Origin of the sequence: Bartonella sp. W8167 (assembly GCF_016100335.1) — a bacterium.
GTDB classification, from domain to species: domain Bacteria; phylum Pseudomonadota; class Alphaproteobacteria; order Rhizobiales; family Rhizobiaceae; genus Bartonella; species Bartonella apis.
Map to the genome: position 1 here is coordinate 1,285,784 of NZ_JACFSQ010000001.1, position 18,566 is coordinate 1,304,349.

At 45.1% G+C, this 18,566-nt stretch carries 16 protein-coding genes and 1 pseudogene; 5 read left to right on the forward strand and 12 right to left on the reverse strand.

Annotation, left to right across the window (positions count from 1 at the left end; genetic code table 11):
* Nucleotides 1–41: 41 nt before the first annotated feature.
* Nucleotides 42–848 (reverse strand): methyltransferase, encoded by an 807-nt coding sequence (locus H3V12_RS05400; RefSeq protein ID WP_246787485.1) that lies wholly within the window; start codon nt 846–848, stop codon nt 42–44.
* Nucleotides 832–1,053, reverse strand: a complete 222-nt coding sequence (locus H3V12_RS05405) for a DUF2007 domain-containing protein (protein ID WP_075870180.1) — start codon at nt 1,051–1,053, stop codon at nt 832–834. The genes H3V12_RS05400 and H3V12_RS05405 overlap by 17 nt, the downstream gene beginning before the upstream one ends.
* Before the next feature lie 172 nt (nt 1,054–1,225).
* On the opposite strand from H3V12_RS05405, the gene H3V12_RS05410 reads away from it, so the two are divergent.
* The 5 genes from H3V12_RS05410 (at nt 1,226) to H3V12_RS05430 (ending at nt 8,692) form a co-directional block, all read left to right on the forward strand.
* A complete protein-coding gene (locus H3V12_RS05410) occupies nt 1,226–2,242 on the forward strand; it encodes a polyprenyl synthetase family protein (RefSeq protein ID WP_075870181.1) in 1,017 nt (338 codons plus the stop codon).
* Between the two features lie 121 nt (nt 2,243–2,363).
* On the forward strand, nt 2,364–4,124 hold the full coding sequence (locus H3V12_RS05415) for a tetratricopeptide repeat protein (RefSeq protein WP_198213350.1): 1,761 nt from the start codon (nt 2,364–2,366) through the stop codon (nt 4,122–4,124).
* Nucleotides 4,125–4,375: 251 nt separating this feature from the next.
* The gene (locus tag H3V12_RS05420; protein ID WP_075870183.1) at nt 4,376–5,320 is read left to right on the forward strand and encodes a glycine--tRNA ligase subunit alpha; all 945 of its coding nucleotides are present in this window, start codon (nt 4,376–4,378) and stop codon (nt 5,318–5,320) included.
* Nucleotides 5,320–7,614: a glycine--tRNA ligase subunit beta gene (gene glyS / locus H3V12_RS05425; RefSeq protein WP_198213352.1), complete on the forward strand. Its 2,295-nt coding sequence runs from the start codon at nt 5,320–5,322 to the stop codon at nt 7,612–7,614. The genes H3V12_RS05420 and glyS overlap by 1 nt, the downstream gene beginning before the upstream one ends.
* A 166-nt stretch (nt 7,615–7,780) precedes the next feature.
* Nucleotides 7,781–8,692, forward strand: coding sequence for a bestrophin family protein (locus H3V12_RS05430; RefSeq protein WP_075870429.1), 912 nt, complete (start codon nt 7,781–7,783; stop codon nt 8,690–8,692).
* Between the two features lie 1,033 nt (nt 8,693–9,725).
* On the opposite strand, the gene H3V12_RS05435 is transcribed toward H3V12_RS05430, so the two are convergent.
* The 10 genes and pseudogenes from H3V12_RS05435 to H3V12_RS05480 all read right to left on the reverse strand — a co-directional run bounded on the left by H3V12_RS05435 (nt 9,726) and on the right by H3V12_RS05480 (nt 18,523).
* Nucleotides 9,726–9,992 carry a DUF2158 domain-containing protein gene (locus tag H3V12_RS05435; protein ID WP_198213354.1) on the reverse strand — a complete coding sequence of 89 codons (267 nt, stop codon included), beginning with the start codon at nt 9,990–9,992 and terminating at the stop codon, nt 9,726–9,728.
* A gap of 585 nt (nt 9,993–10,577) precedes the next feature.
* Entirely contained in the window at nt 10,578–10,721 is a 144-nt protein-coding gene (locus tag H3V12_RS05440; RefSeq protein ID WP_178391790.1) for a hypothetical protein, read from the reverse strand.
* Between the two features lie 1,198 nt (nt 10,722–11,919).
* Nucleotides 11,920–12,399, reverse strand: a complete 480-nt coding sequence (locus H3V12_RS05445; protein ID WP_198213840.1) for a F0F1 ATP synthase subunit B — start codon at nt 12,397–12,399, stop codon at nt 11,920–11,922.
* Between the two features lie 9 nt (nt 12,400–12,408).
* A complete protein-coding gene (locus H3V12_RS05450) occupies nt 12,409–12,981 on the reverse strand; it encodes a F0F1 ATP synthase subunit B (protein WP_075870186.1) in 573 nt (190 codons plus the stop codon).
* Nucleotides 12,982–13,139: 158 nt separating this feature from the next.
* Nucleotides 13,140–13,370 (reverse strand): F0F1 ATP synthase subunit C, encoded by a 231-nt coding sequence (locus H3V12_RS05455; protein WP_075870187.1) that lies wholly within the window; start codon nt 13,368–13,370, stop codon nt 13,140–13,142.
* 57 nt (nt 13,371–13,427) lie between these two features.
* The gene (locus H3V12_RS05460) at nt 13,428–14,186 is read right to left on the reverse strand and encodes a F0F1 ATP synthase subunit A (RefSeq protein WP_075870188.1); all 759 of its coding nucleotides are present in this window, start codon (nt 14,184–14,186) and stop codon (nt 13,428–13,430) included.
* 11 nt (nt 14,187–14,197) lie between these two features.
* Entirely contained in the window at nt 14,198–14,617 is a 420-nt protein-coding gene (locus H3V12_RS05465) for an AtpZ/AtpI family protein (protein ID WP_075870189.1), read from the reverse strand.
* Nucleotides 14,618–14,850: 233 nt separating this feature from the next.
* Nucleotides 14,851–15,456, reverse strand: a pseudogene (locus H3V12_RS11180) (cell wall hydrolase); the annotation flags it as partial.
* 964 nt (nt 15,457–16,420) lie between these two features.
* Complete coding sequence (gene der / locus H3V12_RS05475; protein ID WP_198213356.1) at nt 16,421–17,848, reverse strand: ribosome biogenesis GTPase Der; 1,428 nt, start codon at nt 17,846–17,848, stop codon at nt 16,421–16,423.
* A 3-nt stretch (nt 17,849–17,851) separates the two neighbouring features.
* Nucleotides 17,852–18,523: a tetratricopeptide repeat protein gene (locus H3V12_RS05480; protein ID WP_075870191.1), complete on the reverse strand. Its 672-nt coding sequence runs from the start codon at nt 18,521–18,523 to the stop codon at nt 17,852–17,854.
* Nucleotides 18,524–18,566: the final 43 nt, after the last annotated feature.

The window sequence follows — 18,566 nt, forward strand, 5'->3', positions numbered from 1 at the left end:
AGATGTAAATGGCAAAAAGCAATATTTTGTTAAAATCCCGTTCAAATACTCTGCCAGATGCTCTTTTTGCCATTATTGATTGCATCAACTATCGGCGAAAAAGCATGAAGGTCGGTCTCATGAATATAAAGTGCAGGCATGAGTGACAGTTGCGCTTTGCTTGCTTTTTTAGCGTGGATCAGAATGCGGATTGCGGGACTATTTTTACGTGAGTGGACAGGAAATACCATTATATTACCAAACCGCCCCTCACATGATTGCAGTATTTCGGACAAAGATTGTGGCCGGGCGATCAAGCCTAAAAAACCGGATGGTTTTACAATGGCCGAGGCAGTACGAATCCAGTCTTCAAACATATGATCGGACATAACATGGGCTGCGGCTTTCAAATCATCGGGAGTTTTTCGGTCGAATGGAGAATTAAAAGGCGGATTCATTATTGCGAAATCGAAGGCATTGTCTAAAAGCCCCGCTTCCCGTCTTTCTTTACCCCTTAATGTGACATCGGCCAAAATTATATTCATCCGCTTTGCAACTTCCCGATTTTCGGTAAGTGCAATACTCTTTTGGGCAAAAGCAACCATTCCGGATTCGCGTTCAACAAGTGTAACTTCAGCTTTTTTGCAACGTGCGGCAACGGCAAAACCTGCAGCACCGGCACCAGCTCCGAGATCTGCAATCTTGCCCTTGAAACCGGTTGGCACGAGCCCGCCGAGCAACATTGCGTCCATGCCCGAACGATGTCCGCCACTTTTGGGTTGCACCAGATAAAAGCCGCCCCGATGAAAAACATCTATCGTTTCATCAAGCGAGGTCATATCCGCTTTGTTGTCATTGTGATAGCTCATGAGCCAAACCTGCGTCTATCATGATTTCTCTTGCTTCTTCAGCACTTTCTTGATCCACCAGAAATCGACGACGGATTGCGCCGAGCGAACCTTCTGCGACACTGGTATTCTGATCGGTCACAAAATAAAGTATGCCTGCCGATTTCATAAGACTTTCGACAAATGAGATGAGCACAATATCATTGGTGGCAAATAGTTCGATCATAAAGTCAAGTCACCTATTTTTATCGGCATAACATGCAATTACACGAGAAAATGGTATTTTTCCTTAAATATTTTTTGAAACGCGCTATCTCAAGCAATATCACGCTTGAGTTGATCCTCTTGCTTCATTAAGGTGCTGGCAAAAATCAAGAGATTTTTCAGGAGTATGGGCATTGGTTGCTGAGAAAAATTCAAATAAAAAAGCCGACAATCAGGCTTCGATAACGCCACTTATCAATATTACCAAAAGTGATATGGAAAAAGTAAACGAACTTATCATTGCCATGGCCGGTTCGGATGTGGAAATGATTCCTGAAGTTTCAAACCACCTTATTTCTTCTGGGGGCAAAAGATTAAGACCGATGTTGACATTGGCTTCCGCCCGCTTGTTCGGCTATGAGGGATCAGGGCACATCAAACTGGCAACAGCGGTCGAATTTATGCACACGGCAACTCTGCTTCATGACGATGTTGTCGATGACAGCGATATGCGGCGCGGCACATCGACTGCCAGAATGATCTGGGGCAATGAAGCAAGCGTCCTTGTCGGAGATTTTCTGTTGGGCCAGGCCTTCAAAATGATGGTCGAAGTTAATTCGATGGATGCTCTTTCAGTGCTTGCAAATGCTGCTGCGATTATTGCCGAAGGTGAAGTCATGCAGCTTGCGGCTGCAAAACATTTGACAACAACCGAAGATGAATACTTGAAAGTTATCAATGCCAAGACTGCAGCCCTCTTTTCGGCTGCAGCAGAAGTGGGACCTATCATTGCAGGCTACGGAGAAAAAGAACGTCAGGCTTTAAGACATTACGGAACCTCTTTAGGACTCGCGTTCCAGCTTGTCGACGATGCACTCGACTATGGCGGCAATTCCAAAAATCTGGGTAAAAATACGGGTGATGATTTCCGCGAAGGCAAAATAACCATGCCGGTTATTCTTTCCTATATTCGCGGCGACGAAACAGAAAAAGCTTTCTGGAAACAATCTCTTGAAGACGGAAAAAATGACGATGAAGCGTTAGCCCATGCGCAAAAGCTCATGAAGCAACATCATAGTCTTGAAGATACAATAAAAGCAGCACGTCATCACGGCAATGAAGCATTGAAAGCTCTTGATGGACTGGCACCAAGTAAGGAAAAAGCAGCATTGTGTGAAGTTATCGAATTTTGTATTTCACGTGTCAACTGAGTTTCCGTCGGGTTGTTTTCTCGTAAAAATGACCCGAAACAGATGATATTTTTGAACATATTGGCTGGATATATCCTATAAAGGTGGCCAACCTGTTTTAAGTCGGAAAGAGGATCTTTTCATGCAAGCCGCAAAAGTTACCCGCCTGATTGCGCTTTGTTTAGCGGGTACAATATTGATGACAGAACCTTCCTTTGCAAAAAAGGAAGAACCTGTCAAAGCAGGATCATTTGCCGGAGCGTATCTGGCTGGCCGCATTGCTGCAAGTGACAACAATGTCGATCTTGCTATTTCCTATTTCAAACAGGCTCTCGGTTTTGAACCGGATAACGTATCCATGCAGCAGGATATGCTTTTAACCCTTTTGTCAGCAGGCGAATTCAAAGACGCTGTCAAACAGGCAAAACGGCTGAAAGGTAATCCCGACGTTGAACGCTATGTCAGGCTTACACTTGCAAGCGATGCCTTTATCAGAAAAAATTATATTACTGCAAAAAGCGAGCTCAAATTTTCCGAACCTTCCGACATGGATACACTTTCATCCGGTTTATTGGGGGCATGGGCAACATTCGGTCGTGGCAATACAACCGGTGCTGTCGAGGATGTTAAAAAGCTGCTCGGACCGGTCTGGTACGATTTATTTCTAAGCTATCATATGGCGTTGATGAGCGATCTTGCCGGACACAGGGATGATGCGGAAAAATATTACAAGCAGGCTTTGAATGACCAACAAGGGGGTGCCGCAGCCCCTGATACCTATGAACGCATTATCGTTTCCTACGCTTCTTTTGAACTACGCAACAACAAGCGTGATGAAGCCCTCGCTACACTGCGCGACGGTGAAAAAATGCTTACCGGACGCGATGCCTTGAAAAACATTCGCCAAAGGGTCGAGGAAGGCGGTTCGCTTGATATGCTGATCAAAACGCCTCAAGAGGGTGCTGGTGAAGTATTCTATGATCTCGGCACAGCTATCAATCGTGGCGGGGCTGAAGCATTTGCCCGTATTTTCCTCCAGCTTGATGAAGCGCTGCGCCCGCATAATGACGCAACGCTATTCCAGCTTGCCGATATTTCTTCAAAATTGGAAGAAAACGAACGGGCAATTGATATTTATCAGGAAATACCGGTCAAATCCCCTTACTATCGCGATGCAGAATTAAGACTAGCCCTTATTCTGGCTGACACCGGGAAAAGTGATGAATCAATTCGCCATTTGGCAGCCCTTGAAACAGACTATCCCGAAGACCAGCGCATCTCGATGGCAATGACGGGCGTTTATATGCAAGAAAAGTCATATGACAAAGCCGCCGCCGTCATGGATCGAGCAATTGCTCGCATTCCACACCTCGAAAAAGAAAATTGGCTGATGCTTTATCAACGAGGCATGGCCGAAGAGCGCTTGAAAGAATGGGATAAAGCCGAACCGGATTTTCGTAAAGCACTTGAACTCTATCCTAACCAGCCGCAGGTTTTGAACTATCTTGGCTATTCGCTCATTGATCGTAATGAAAAACTTGACGAAGCTTTGAATATGGTCAAAAAGGCAGCCGAGTTGCGTGCACAAGACGGTTATATCGTCGACTCCCTCGGATGGGCCTATTACAAACTCGGTCGTTATGACGAGGCCGTCAAAACATTGGAAAATGCCATAAAATTGCGTCCTGAAGATGCAACCATCAATGACCACCTTGGCGATGCTTATTGGATGGTCGGACGCAAACTCGAAGCCACATTCCAGTGGAACCACGCAATTGCCGGAAAACCCGAGCCGGAAGAACTTGCAAAAATTCAGGAAAAACTGAAATCAGGATTAAAAACACCCACCGCGGAAAAAGGCACTGAAAAAACGCCCGAAAAAACCGATAATACAAAGCATTGAAACAGAAAAGCTATAATTCGTGAGATTTCTTGATCCGCACGCCGCTTTTACCGGATGGCAAGTTTTAATCAAATGAATATTTTGGGCAGACGGTCGATTTCACCAAACGACTTTTTGAACTAAACAGTTTTTCACCAAATGGCTTTTTGAATCGCCTCGTCCCTTGACCATGGGGGCGTGAAAGAATAGACGTTTTGTGCCGGATTTTCTCTTTCCGGATATGTTTTTATCAATCTCAAAAGGGTAATATCGTGAGCCTACCCGAATATCTTGATCCGAAATGCTCTTTTCAGGGGCTTATCCTGACATTGCAGAACTATTGGGCGCAATATGGTTGCGCTGTTTTGCAACCTTATGACATGGAAGTGGGAGCTGGTACTTTCCATCCGGCTACGACCCTGCGGTCATTGGGGCCACGCCCGTGGAAAGCTGCCTATGTACAACCTTCCCGCCGTCCGACCGACGGGCGCTATGGCGAAAATCCGAACCGCTTGCAACATTATTATCAATTCCAGGTTTTGCTCAAACCTTCGCCAGATGATTTACAGGATCTTTATCTGGGATCCTTGCGAGCTATCGGACTCGATACAAATCTCCATGATGTCCGCTTTGTCGAAGATGATTGGGAAAGCCCGACATTGGGGGCATGGGGGCTAGGCTGGGAATGCTGGTGCGACGGCATGGAAGTATCCCAGTTCACTTACTTCCAACAGATTTGCGGTATCGAATGTTCGCCCGTTTCCGGAGAGCTCACCTATGGTCTGGAACGGTTGGCAATGTATATTCAAGGCGTTGACAATGTTTATGATTTGAATTTCAACGGCCGCAAGGGAAGTGATAAAATCAGCTATGGGGATATATTCCTGCAAGCCGAGCAGGAATATTCGCGTTTTAATTTCGAATTTGCCGATACCGAACTTTTACACCGCCACTTTATTGATGCCGAACGCGAGTGTGCTGCTATTCTTGAAGCAGGAAGACCGCAAGAAAAAGGCGGGCTTCACCTTTGTGTCATGCCTGCTTATGACCAATGCATCAAAGCCAGTCATGTCTTCAATCTTTTACAAGCACGCGGTGTCATATCTGTTACCGAAAGACAAAGCTATATTTTACGGGTTCGCGATCTCGCGCGCCGTTGTGGCGAAGCTTTTCTTTTAACCGATGCCGGTGGCGCAAATTATAAAGGGGAAGCCTGATGCCCGATCTTCTTCTGGAACTTTTTAGTGAAGAAATTCCGGCCCGTATGCAGCGTAAAGCTGCAGGTGACTTGAAAAAGCTCATCACCAACGGACTTGTTGACAATGGTCTTGTTTATGAAGCAGCACGGGAATATTGGACACCGCGGCGCCTAACACTTGATATAAGAGGTTTGAGTGCCCGTTCGAAGGATGTCCATGAAGAACGCAAGGGCCCGAGCGTAAAAGCTCCCGAGCAAGCTATAAACGGTTTTTTACGTTCGGCTGGTCTTTCCAATATTAGCGAAGCCGAAATCAAAGCCGATCCCAAAAAAGGGGATTTCTATATCGCCCGGATTACCAAAAAAGGTCGCAGTGCCGAAGAAATTATAGCCGATATCATGCCTGATATCATTCGCAATTTTCCTTGGCCGAAATCCATGCGCTGGGGCAAGCAATCGACAAAACAGAATGCCTTGCGCTGGGTCCGTCCCCTCAAAAACATTCTGTGTGTTTTCGGGCCTGAAAATGACGCAACGGAAGTCGTTCCTTTCGAGGTTGCAGGACTTAAGAGCAACAACATAACATATGGTCACCGCTTCTTGAGCGACGGCAAGCCGATCGAAGTTCGCCGCTTTGACGATTACGTCACCAAACTTGAAAATGCGAAAGTCATTCTGGACGGCGATCGCCGCAAGGAGATAATCCTTGCAGATGCACGCAATCTTTGTTTTGCCAAGGGGCTTGATCTGGTCGAAGACGATGGACTGGCCGAAGAAGTATCAAACCTTGTTGAATGGCCGGTGGTTCTGATGGGGGAATTCGAGGAAAGCTTTTTGCAAATTCCTGCCGAAATTATCCGGCTCACCATCCGCATCAATCAAAAATGCTTTGTCACCCGCAAACAAGGTGAAGAGAGGAAACTTTCCAATCACTTCATATTGGTGTCCAATATTGTCGCACCTGATGGTGGCAAGGAAATTGCGCGCGGCAATGCAAAAGTTGTGCGTGCGCGTTTGTCGGATGCCTTGTATTTCTGGCATACCGACCAACACAATCTGCCCGATCTTTCAGAGCTTTCTCTGTCGGCTGAAAAACTTGGCCTTGATTTGAAGAAGCCGCTTGACCAACGTATGGCACGCCTTGACCATTTGACTGTAACTTTTCACGCAAAACTCGGCACACAAGGCGCAAGAGTAGAGCGTATTGCCGCTCTTTCTTCAATCATTGCTCCGCTGGTTGGCGCCGATGTTAAACTGGCGAAACGCGCCGCGCTCCTTGCAAAAGCCGATTTGCAAACAGAAGCTGTTGGCGAATTTCCCGAATTGCAAGGTGTCATGGGGCACAAATATGCTCTTCTTCAAGGCGAAGATGAAAGCGTTGCTACCGCTATAGAAGAGCACTATAAGCCTCAAGGGCCGACAGACAGCGTTCCACGTGCCCCCGTTTCCATTGCCGTTGCCCTTGCCGACAAAATTGACACGCTTGTAGGCTTCTGGCTTATTGACGAAAAGCCGACCGGTTCAAAAGATCCTTTTGCCCTTCGACGCGCGTGTTTGGGTGTCATTCGCCTGCTTCTTGCACGTGATTGGACAATCCATCTTATGCCGATTTTCAAACAGGCTATCGGTCTTATTTCTCGCCACACGATAGAGCGTACTTTAAGCCTTTACGAATCCGGTTTGCGTCATGAAAACGCAACAGAAACCGATGCCGGAGAAGATGTCGACAATGCACTTTCAATGGAGGAAAAGAAGCTCGAGAAGGAAGTGGCGGCAAAGACCGGTCCGGTTCTTGACGATCTTTTATCCTTCTTCCATGAACGCCTCAAAGTTTATCTTAAGGACGAAGGAGCGCGCCACGACGCAATTGATGCCGTCATGCAAAATGACGCAGATGACCTCCTGCAGGTTGCCCGCCGCGTCGAAGCTTTAATTTCCTTCATTAATACAGATGACGGGAATAATCTGATTGCCGGTTTCAAACGCGCTTTCAATATTCTTGAAGCTGAAATCAAGAAAAAAACTCCGATAGCAGACAATGTCGATCCCGAGCTGTTCATTGAAGAAGAAGAGAAATCACTTTTCAAGGCAATTGTTGATGCTGAAAGCAAGGTGAAATCCCACATTGAATCCAATGATTTTTCGGGCGCTTTGCTCGTGCTGGCGGGATTGCGCAAACCTGTCGACGCATTTTTTGAAAAAGTGCTCGTCAATGATGACAATAATGCCGTGCGTGCGAACAGATTATCAATTCTGCAACGCATCACGACAGTGACCGGAAGGGTGGCAGATTTTTCCAAACTTGCCGGTTGAAAGTTACGTGGGAATCCGCCTGAAACAGATCTGATTTGAATTGTTTTCAAAAATGGATTTGTCCGGCGGTGCCTACGTGCATTGCCCTTAAACTGCCACAAAGAATATTATAAAAATTTAAGTGTTGCCGGTGATTATTCGATGCTTGCCGGCAGCGGAGAATGATATGATTATCCGTAAACGGCCGGGATTCTTACGGCTTTTTTTTGTATTGCATGGCTCTATTCTTCCTGCCATAGCACCACAACTTGTTGCAATTCTAATTCTTTCAACAGCCTTGGTATTAGCCCACCATTTTTATCCCCGCGTCATACCTACCTATAATAACGGGACAGCGTTCATGATGCTTGGCATTGCGCTGTCGACCTTTCTGGGCTTCCGCAATAACGCCTGTTATGACCGGTGGTGGGAAGGGCGAAAGGTTTGGGGAAAAATTATTTCCGGTTCGCGCGATCTTATTCGCCAATCGGCTGTCCTGACCGGTAATGATGCGGAACGAAAAACAATATTGGAACTTACTTCCGCCTTTTCCCAAAGCCTTGTTGACCATCTGAAAGGGACATCATCCCTCCCCTCGTTAATTTCAAACTTTCCGGAAGAGTTTGTTAAAGCCTATCAGGCAAGCCATAATAAGCCTTCATTCATCCTCAACCAGATTTCGAAGTATCTTGCAACTTTGCAGCAACAAAAAGCTCTGAGCGATATTCAATATCAAATGTTTGATAAAAGCTTGACCGAGCTTAATGAAAACCAGACTTCATGCGAGAGATTGAATAATACGCGCGTACCCTTCGCTTATACGCTTCTCCTCCATCGCACGGCTTATATATATTGTTTTCTCATTCCGTTCGGTTTTACCGATATACTTGGTTGGTGGACACCAGTTGCAAGCCTTCTTGTTGCTTATACGCTATTTGGCCTTGACGCTCTGAGCGACGAATTGGAAAGACCGTTCAGCAACCTTGATAATGTTCTTCCAATTCATGCAATGGCAACAATAATCGAGCGTGACGTTTGCGCAGCTATAGGGCTTCCGCTTCCAAAACCTGTCGAAGTCGTCCACTTCATACTCAGGTAATGAGCCAATCGGTTAATGATTTAAGCCCCGAAAGCGTGTGGCTTCATCATGTCAGGCATCGTCTTACGGGGTATTTGCTGATACGGCATGAATCTAGGGGATTGCTTCTACAGAAAGCCATTTGACCTGAACGCCATTAAGAAATGCGACGCAAACTAATTATGAGCAATAAAGGTGATGTTTTGCTACTTCATTCAACGGCAACAATTGTTAAACTCGTTACCTACCTAGTGGTCAATCTTTCGTTTTAGAAGTGTTCAAGGTCGTTCACTACCTACTCGGATAACGGCTCATATCGGGATAATGCTTAAACTTACCAAAGCAAGCGGCTTCATAAGCCACACAATTTTGCTGTTCATTCGCGGGCTCGTTCACCAAAAAGCAAATTTGCACTTTATGGCGTAACGATTTATCAGAAAGACCTTCAAGGAACTTTAAGATATTTTAACGATCCGGTTAAACCCGTCAACAGTTCAACGCGGAATCTTTTTACGATCAATCTTCGTTGTTAAAGGGCATCCACGGGTGTTCAAATGATCATAACCAACTGATGGAACCATATTTATGTAATGCTTAAGCCTGCCAAAGCCTGAAGTCGCAACCGTCGTGCATCCGTTTGAGTGTCATTTGCAGATTTTACGTCACTCTACAGACAATATTTTTGCTGAAACGCCATTCTGACCAGACCTCATCCGAGATATATCGGAACATTTGGTTAACCAACAAAGGTCATATCCCGCCAACTTGTTCAATGGTAACAATGGTTGGCAGAACTCCCTATTTAGCAATCATTCCTCCCTTTAAGAACAGTTGGAGCTCTATCCCTCGTCTGTGGTCAATGCCTAACCATTCCCCTTGTTTTATACCTCTGAGTTGCAGCGATATCATTGCAAACAAAGTGAGCCACAATTCCCGATAAATCCTTGACCTGTGAGTTGCCCCCGAAAATCCCGCTTTAAAACCTAGCGTGAAACGAGGATCGGAAAAGTTTAAAGGGAATGGTTCATCGTTAGAGGATAACTATCAGATAATATCAGAGCGACTTTTTGTCTGCCTTTTTAGCTGCTTTAAACGTTGCCATCGCTCTGCCATTTTCTTCAATCTTGGTTTTGCCCTTGGTTTTTGAAGATTTATGCTTCTCGCCTTCGCTCACGAGTTCCAATGTATCCTTGCGGAAGATGGCAGTCTTCAAATGTTCTTCCTTGAACCATACGCAAGAAATTTTACTATTGTTGACCTTATCGACAGTCATTTTAGGACCACCGGATTTCAACCGAACAATATTGCCAGCTTTAAACATTTTAAATCCCTCTAAACGTTTGTTAACTTTGCCAACAACCGCGACGAACGCACCCCCGCATCCTAGCGTGCCTAACTATATATAGGTTAAGACCAGTAGATATTTTAGATTGTGTTATTTTACTTGTTTATGCAAGAAAGAAAAAATCGATCAGAGAATTATTTTTAATTTGACGAGCCTTGTCATTAAGACGGCCAACGATAGAAACGGGTCAATAGTGGAGATAAATTATTCCGTTCGACCTTCCCGTAATCGTCCGGTATTCATAAACAACGATGCCACTACGTCACCCGCTTCGCGGAAAGCGCTATCCATCCCGTTTTTGACCGGTCTTATTTATAAAAATCCTACCCTTAAAGGGCGGTACCCACCCAGATCATCAAGGATTCTATGCCTTCCCGAACGCTTGTCGAAAAAGTTCGGCGCGATTTCAATGCTTAAAAGCCTGTTTTACAAGCATGATGAGATTGCACAATAATCTACAATATTTACAACTCACCCCGCCTAAAAACTTGATGGAGGAATGTAGCAGTTATATTGCTTTATCTGCACTTCAAGAAGATGATAAAGAGCAGTCTTTAACGTTTATTTGGACTTCTTTTTTCCGGCGGCTTGTGTCAAAGCGGATCCTGCAACCGACTTTTGTGCTTTTGTCGACTTGGGATCTTTCAATTGTTTCGATGCTTCTTTAGCCACTTTTTCTGATGAAGTTTTTTCATTTTTAGCCATAATAAAAACCCTTTGAAGTTAGTGATTTTAAAGTTCTAACAAAATATAATTCGTTTTCTGAATTTAATAAATATATTTTAATTGTCATTATTGTATATTTTAAATATAATTCGTTACATAATTAACAGATATCAATATTATCAATTTGAATATAAGTTAAATTGAATTAATTTCTATTTATCAATAACTGTCTTATAAAAAGTGTGATAAAAATTTTACAACTTGTTTTTATTAACAGAATTGCTTTTGTCGATTGAGTTTTAAGGGCACCCAAAATAATAGGGGTAATAGTTGAGAATAGGTTCTATCCTCGTGATCTTCTTGAATGAGCCTAAACGGATAATAGCGTGGCTCGTGATAACTGAAACAAGCCATTCTCTCACAAACGAACGCCAATAAGGGTGGGTTTTTGTCTAATTAAAGCTTGTTTTGGATTCTGGTAGCCATTGCTTCTGAACTTCTTATCCTTAGGAATTCCGCGAATTTGAATGAGAGGAAACACATCAAGAACGTCATCAAAGAAACTCTATCAGTACTTTTGTTTACTCCCGCCGCTTGAAATTTCAGTAAAAGTACTTCGTTGGATCACATGCTAACTACACTTGGTGACTGAATTCTTCTGAAGAGAGTCTGTTTATTTTTGTCAAACGCGACATTATGAAGGCGCCACAAATGCCCCAAGAATAATGCCTAGACAAAAGGATCGCCTTACTTAATTTTTAAGAAGGTTACCCATACAAAATGGGCGGGGACATGACACGTCCCACATAAAGTTATATCTCCGATTTGAAAAGCAATAGTCAAGCCAACTTTTGTCGAGCGGCGAACGGATTTGACATCGATAAAAAGGGTCTGTCGGCCGTATAAGGAAAATTTACTTAACCTTTACGGCACTTCGTTCCCGCGCGACAAAGTTCGGGAACTCAATATTCTCGGCAGACCGTTCAAACGGCTTCGTCACTGGGAACGTCTAAAAAACTTTGCCTTTTAATGAAATAAGACGCCCAAAAACAAAGTGCAGCATTATCCGCTAACGCAACGAACAAATCGCCGAATTGTTTATGCCGTTAGCTTGAATGCATTCAATAGACAAAAGAGATAAATATCGTTGGCTAAGCAACAGCTGAAGATTATTTGACGGCAAAAAAAACCACGCCTGATCAGAGCGTGGTCATCGTCATTTCATAAAAAGAGAAATCTAGTTGAGATGAGCCTTGACGTCCTCAAGTGATTTTTCAATGAGGCTTGAAGACTTCTTGTTATCGATTTCTTTCACGAGAATTTCTTTTGCTGCTGCTACAGCGATATCAACAACCATGGATTTTACTGCGCCAACAGCTTCCGCTTCTGCTTGGGCGATCTTCTGCTCTGCCATTTTGTTACGACGGGCAACATAATCAGCCATTTTCTGGTGGGCATCTTTTGCAAGCAATTCGGCTTCACGCTTGGCAGCGGCAATAATCTCTTTAGCTTCCTTTTCGGCTTGCTCGCGCTTTGCCTGATAGACTGCAAGAAGCTCTTGTGCTTCTTCGCGTGTACGACGCGCCTCATCAAGCTCGCTTCTTATAAGCTCTGCTCTTTTATCAAGAAAACGGTTAAGGAGTGCAGGCACTTTGTAGTAGACAAGAACGGCTATAAAGAGAAGCAATCCTATCAGCGCCCAGAACGTATCTGTCATCATGGTCTTTTACTCCAAACCGCTTACAGACTTGACAGCCGCAGTCGCATGCGAAGCACTGACTTTCGAGCCGATAAGTTTTTCGACAATTTCGGCCGCTGTTGTTTCAGCAATTTTATTCACATTGCCCATCGCGCTGTTACGTATTTTTTTAATCCGCTCTTCCGATTCCGCAAGTTTTTTATCAAGCTCGGCTTCCGACTTTTTACGTTCCTCATCGACCTTGTTACGTATTTCATCGGCAGACGTTTGAGCAATCGCAATAGCTCTTGCACGGGCTTCGGAAAGCTCGCGTTCATATGAAGCAATGGCACTTTCGCGTTCCATATTCATGCGTTCGGCTTTATCGTGGTCGGATGCAATCCTGTCACGACGAATCTCGATTGTGCCGCCTATTCGTGGCACAATGATCCTCGATATGATTATATAAAACAGGCCAAAACAAATAATGAGCCAGAAAATGTGCGACTCGTAATATGAAAAATCAAAAGGCGGAAAAACACGCCCTGCATGTTGTGCAGCTTCGCCCGCATGTTCTACTGGCGTTTCGACAGTTTGCGCAAATGCGCTTGATAGAAACATCCCGTTTTACCCTCTCACAAGCTCCAATGTTTTAACACAATTGGTAACAACCTTCCGGCAGCTCAAGGTTTATTATAAACAATTGGCTCACTGCCAAGAACGAATGGCAGGCCTTGGGCCTGCCTCGTCAAATGCAATAGCCAAAGGCATTCAAATTATCAGACAGCGAACAGAAGCAGAATGGCAACGAGCAAAGAGAAAATGCCCAACGCTTCTGTAACAGCAAAGCCAAAGACCAAACGTGCAAACTGACCATCAGCAGCAGACGGATTGCGAAGCGCACCCGAAAGATAGCTACCGAAGATATTACCGAGGCCAAGGGCTGTACCTGCCATACCAAAGCAGGCGAGACCGGCGCCTATATATTTTGCTGCGAGTGCTAATTCCATTTCATTCTCCTTTGAAGCAAAATCGCATTTAAAAGCGGTGGAACCCCACCAGTTTCATCAATGTCCGGGATGCACCGCATCAGCAAGGTACATACAGGTTAGAATAGTAAAGACATAGGCTTGAAGGAACGCCACAAGAACTTCAAGGGCAGTGACTGCCACAGTCATGATAAGAGGTAAAATTGAACCGCCAATGCCTGCCGCACCAAGACTTATCATAGATACGACGAAACCGGCAAAAACTTTAAGGGTAATGTGCCCTGCCAACATGTTGGCAAAAAGACGAACAGACAGGCTGATCGGACGGGAAAGAAACGAGATAACTTCGATAATTGTTACCAGAGGTAGGATGATGACCGGCACACCTGAAGGAACAAACAATCTTAAAAAGCCGAATCCGTTCTTAATAAAACCGTATATGACAACCGTAAAAATGACGAGCATGGCAAGAGCGAAGGTAATCGCAATTTGCGACGTAACCGTATAGAAATACGGAAATAGCCCCAAGAAATTTGCTACCAGCACAAAGACGAATATAGAAAACACAAGCGGGAAAAACCGCATGCCCTGTGCCCCCGCCGATCCGCGCAACATATTGGCAACAAATTCATAGGTAATTTCCGAAATGGATTGCATCCTTGTCGGAATGATACCCCGACTCGACGATGACGCAAACAAAAACAACGAGGAAAATACCACTGTTATAGCCATGAAGAGCGAAACATTGGTAAATGATAAATCCATATTTCCGACAGAAATATTGATCAGCTTAGACATCTGAAACTGATGAATAGGATCTGGACCGCTCGCTGACACCTTAACCTCTTTTACTCGGGCTTATCGGGCCCTTCATCTTGGCGCGACGCGCCGTTTTTGCCAATTTGACTGGGAGCGACAGCCCCCACCGACCGTAATATATTCAATACTCCGGCAGAAAAACCAAGGAAAAGAAAAATAATTAATCCCCACGGCGATGTTCCTGCCAATTGATCAAATCCTAACCCTAGTATAACACCAACCACAACGCCAGCCAAAAATTCGCTGGACAGTCTGATTGCCTGCGCCATCCCTTTCGACGGTCCCGCTTCCTGTTTTTCAGGATCCGGCTTCTTGTCCGCTTGATAGCGAGCCAATTTTTCCTGCAGATTGCGTCTGCGTGTTTCCAGATCCAAAGTTTCAGGACTGTTCCCCTGCTCCGGTATTCGAGTACCCCTCTCAGGCTTAACAGGTTTATCACCTTTCGCCATATTTGGCCCCTTGATCCCAAATGCAAAGTAAAGGTCTGACCTCTAGAGTTGGGCGCAACATATTGTTACCTGAAGCATTCGTCAAGCCGCTAGCCCCCAAGATCAAAAGGAAATTTCTTCAAAAAGGAAAGTAACGGCATGGTTGAACTTGTTTTTTCTCGGAATTGATGTCTGAAACATCTATTATCATATTGTATTTTATGAATTTTCTATCTTGAAAAATAGTCTTTATGTCAAATCCACCCGCCATAGCGCGTACGGTAAAAAATATGCAATCCGATCTTGTCAACCTTGATCATTGTGCGTGCCCAGCGAGGACGGACATAGACCGCATGATAATGGGTGGCCGAGCCTACTTCGGGAAACCATATCTGACCAGCCGTAACAGCTCTGGCAACCTGCTGGGCCACGGTCCATTGCGCCATCTCGGTTACTCTGTGTTTGCGTCCATCGCAAGCAAATGAAAACTGGCAATGATTGATCCAGTTGGTGTTCTGGTAAACGACGCCGCAAATTGTTTTCGGATAGGCAGGGTTTCTTACTCTGTTCAAAACGACTTGTGCAACAGCCGCCTGCCCTTTGATTGATTCTCCGCGAGACTCGAAATAAACCGCTTCGGCCAAACACTTCTGTTCTTTTGCTGTAAAGGCTTCAGGAGGCAGAGGTGTTGCAGCCCAGGCATGGTCGTTACGCCCGATAGGCGGAATAAAACGTCCGTTCCGGTCGATTGGCGAGTTTTGCTTTTCCGTCAATACGCTATCAAATGCGCTTGTATCGACTTTCGCATTGGCCGGTGCGTAACCTAATGCCAAAACATCCGGATTATCATTGGTTACAAGATTTTTGAGAATCTTCGGCACAGGAAGTTTCGAGACCGGTTTCTTCTGTGGCACGACAAGAGCAATTTTTGCTTCGGATTTATTTCCTGTCTTGTTGCTGTTTTCGCCCACGCTTTTTGGCTTCTCGTTTCCGGTTTCGATATTCCGGGCAACTTCAAAGACACCGACTTGCCGGAATTTTTCTGGGAACGGTGTGACCGTCATGCTGAATTTCGGAAATTCCGATGCCAGCGATTGAAACGAATTGTTTGAAAGATCTTGCCGACTATTGGCCTCGACTTCATCAACATGAGTCGATTTCTGTTCGGTATTATTTCCTTGAAGGTGATTGTCGGCTTTTCTTTGTTCATCCTCCAATGCCCGCTCATTATGTGATTGGGCAACGGTTGAAGCATTCGCCTGACCAAGTGAGGCGACAACTTCGCCGGCTCCGTTTTCAGCATTATCGACAAAAGCAGCTTTATAAGACAGAACCGCATGAGAAAAATCGGTTTTGTGAATAGTTGTTGCAGCTAAAGCCGAAAGGCTTGCACCAAGGAAAACCGGCAAAACTCGGGATTTACGCTTCTTCTGTTTTAAAACCGCCGGCGCTTCATAAAACCGCCCCTCCGGCATGTAATAAGAGGATGCGGTGCGAAGCATCAAGGTCTGCTCACCTTCGTTACCGGAACGGCGCAAAGACGGTATGAAAGACACTTCAAACACCACATCACTCCAACGCAAATACGCTTACGCAAAACAAAAAGAAAAACTTGTTTTCTGTGGTTTGAAGATTGCCTCATCAACCTTTATTTATGGTTAACAAAAACACCCTTATTCGTTGATTTTATTGATTAATTTTTCCTTAATTTATCAGAATGGTTAACGCAAAAATAGCGCATTTATCGGCTTTCTTAAAAAAAGCAAAGCCGATTTGTTAATGTTTCTGAATAGAGTGCAAACACTATTTTTTTAAAAAAACGACTCAGCGTTTTTTGGCGCGACCGGCAAACGGATTATCGGAGGTTGTCATCGTCAACCGGATAGGAACACCCGGCATATCGAAAGAATCACGCAGACTGTTTACAAGATAACGCAGATAGGATTGCGGCATCGCTTCCGGTCGGGAACAGGAAATAACAAAAACCGGAGGGCGCGTTTTTATCTGGGTGATATATTTCACCTTCAAACGTCGCCCCGAAACCGCTGGTGCCGGATGATAAGCAGTGATTTCTGCAAGCCATCTATTAAGCTTGCCCGTCGAGACACGCCGGTTCCAGATACGATGGACCATTTCGACATTTTCCATGAGCCGGTCAATTCCCTCACCACGCTCGCCGGCAACCGGCACTGCTCTCAAACCGCGCACTTGCGGCAATAGACGCGCACATTCTTCATGTAATCGGGCAAGCGTTTCCTGCCTGTTTTCGATCAAATCCCATTTATTGAAAGCAATAACGGGTGCCCTTCCCTCTCTGATGACGAGATCGGCAATTTGCAAATCCTGTTTTTCAAATGGAATGGTTGCATCGAGCACAATAATGACGACTTCGGCAAAGCGAATCGCGCGCAAGGTTTCTGCAACAGAGAGTTTTTCAAGCTTTCCATCAACCTTCGACTTACGACGCAAACCGGCGGTGTCAAAAAGCTTTATCTGACGCCCTTTCCACTGCCAATCCACCGAAATAGAATCGCGGGTTATTCCGGCTTCCGGACCGGTCAATAAACGATCCTGCCCGAGCATGGTATTGATAAGGGTCGATTTACCGGCGTTCGGCCGACCGACAATTGCAATGTGCAAAGGTTTGGTCTTGTCGTAAGCTGGTTCTTCAGCTTCCGGATCATCAATTTCCTCGCCAAACTCATCATCGCTTTGCCTATTTTCCTTATCGGTTCCTGTCTTGTCGAAAGCTTTTTGTTTGCCAACGGCATCTACAATAGCGTCGCGTAAATCCTGTAATCCCAAACCGTGCTCGGCAGAAATCGGACAAGGCTCGCCAAGGCCGAGTGACCATGCTTCATAAAAGCCTGCTGTTGCCTGTTTCGATTCCGATTTGTTGGCAACCAATACAATCGGCTTACCCGACTTGCGAACAAGCGCAGCAAAATTAAGATCACTCGATGTCATGCCGCTTTTTGCATCAAGCACAAAAAGAATGAGATCGGCTTCATCAATGGCTGCTTTTGTCTGGGCGCGCATGCGCCCTTCCAAAGTATCACTTTTAGCTTCTTCCAAGCCGGCTGTATCAATGACATCAAAACGCAAATCCATCAAACGCGCTTCATGACGGCGACGATCACGTGTCACACCGGGGGTATCATCAACGAGAGCAAGCTTCTGCCCGACAAGCCGGTTAAATAGTGTCGATTTGCCCACATTCGGACGGCCGACGATTGCAATGGTCAAGCCCATTTTCTATTTCCTTGCTGCATCACCGGAACTCTGCATCAAATCAAGCATGAGACGAGAACGTTCTGTGGCCTTGATTCCTTCAAGCCCTTCATCGGCAATTTTCTGGAAGTAATAACGTGCTTCGTCCATTTTCCCGGCTTTATAGGCCGAAAGCCCCAAGGCCTCGCGAGCCATAATGCGCGTCGGATCTACATCGGTCGCAAGATCCTTCACACGTTTTTCAACGTCCTCAAAAGAACCGTTATCGACGAGAATATAAGCAGCACGAAGTTTTGCTACTTTTTGAATAATTTCCGGAGCTTTTTTGTCATCGGCGATTTTGTCAAATTCGGCAACCGCCTTTTTGGCGTCCCCTTGTTCCATAAATATGGATGCTTTTCTCAAACCTGCCAAAAACGGATAATCGCCAAAACCCGATTTTTCCACTTCATCAAGCTTTTTCAAGGACTCGTCAAAATTATGTTCATTGGCAAGGTCCAGACTTGTAAGTAATGTATCCCCGATGCGCCCTGCCTTTGACGACTGCCAATGGTCATAAAACTGATATATGCCTGTTCCCAAAACAAGCAGGACAGCTGCAAGAATTAGATATGGACCGTAATTTCCCCATAAGGCTTTTGCCTTTTCCTGACGGATTTCTTCATTGACTTCACGAATAAAACTTTCATCCGACATTATATTGTTCCTGTCAAAAATGGGGTTTCAGGGCTTTTAAGCA

Bases quoted from the DNA above. Each gene is read 5' to 3' on its own strand.
- H3V12_RS05435 (WP_198213354.1), bottom strand. From the start codon at position 9,992: ATGTTTAAAGCTGGCAATATTGTTCGGTTGAAATCCGGTGGTCCTAAA.
- H3V12_RS05415 (WP_198213350.1), top strand. From the start codon at position 2,364: ATGCAAGCCGCAAAAGTTACCCGCCTGATTGCGCTTTGTTTAGCGGGT.
- glyS (WP_198213352.1), top strand. From the start codon at position 5,320: ATGCCCGATCTTCTTCTGGAACTTTTTAGTGAAGAAATTCCGGCCCGT.
- H3V12_RS05480 (WP_075870191.1), bottom strand. From the start codon at position 18,523: ATGTCGGATGAAAGTTTTATTCGTGAAGTCAATGAAGAAATCCGTCAG.
- H3V12_RS05450 (WP_075870186.1), bottom strand. From the start codon at position 12,981: ATGTTTCTATCAAGCGCATTTGCGCAAACTGTCGAAACGCCAGTAGAA.
- H3V12_RS05400 (WP_246787485.1), bottom strand. From the start codon at position 848: ATGAGCTATCACAATGACAACAAAGCGGATATGACCTCGCTTGATGAA.
- H3V12_RS05465 (WP_075870189.1), bottom strand. From the start codon at position 14,617: ATGGCGAAAGGTGATAAACCTGTTAAGCCTGAGAGGGGTACTCGAATA.
- H3V12_RS05445 (WP_198213840.1), bottom strand. From the start codon at position 12,399: ATGACAGATACGTTCTGGGCGCTGATAGGATTGCTTCTCTTTATAGCC.
- der (WP_198213356.1), bottom strand. From the start codon at position 17,848: ATGGGCTTGACCATTGCAATCGTCGGCCGTCCGAATGTGGGCAAATCG.
- H3V12_RS05430 (WP_075870429.1), top strand. From the start codon at position 7,781: ATGATTATCCGTAAACGGCCGGGATTCTTACGGCTTTTTTTTGTATTG.
- H3V12_RS05405 (WP_075870180.1), bottom strand. From the start codon at position 1,053: ATGATCGAACTATTTGCCACCAATGATATTGTGCTCATCTCATTTGTC.
- H3V12_RS05440 (WP_178391790.1), bottom strand. From the start codon at position 10,721: ATGGCTAAAAATGAAAAAACTTCATCAGAAAAAGTGGCTAAAGAAGCA.
- H3V12_RS05455 (WP_075870187.1), bottom strand. From the start codon at position 13,370: ATGGAATTAGCACTCGCAGCAAAATATATAGGCGCCGGTCTCGCCTGC.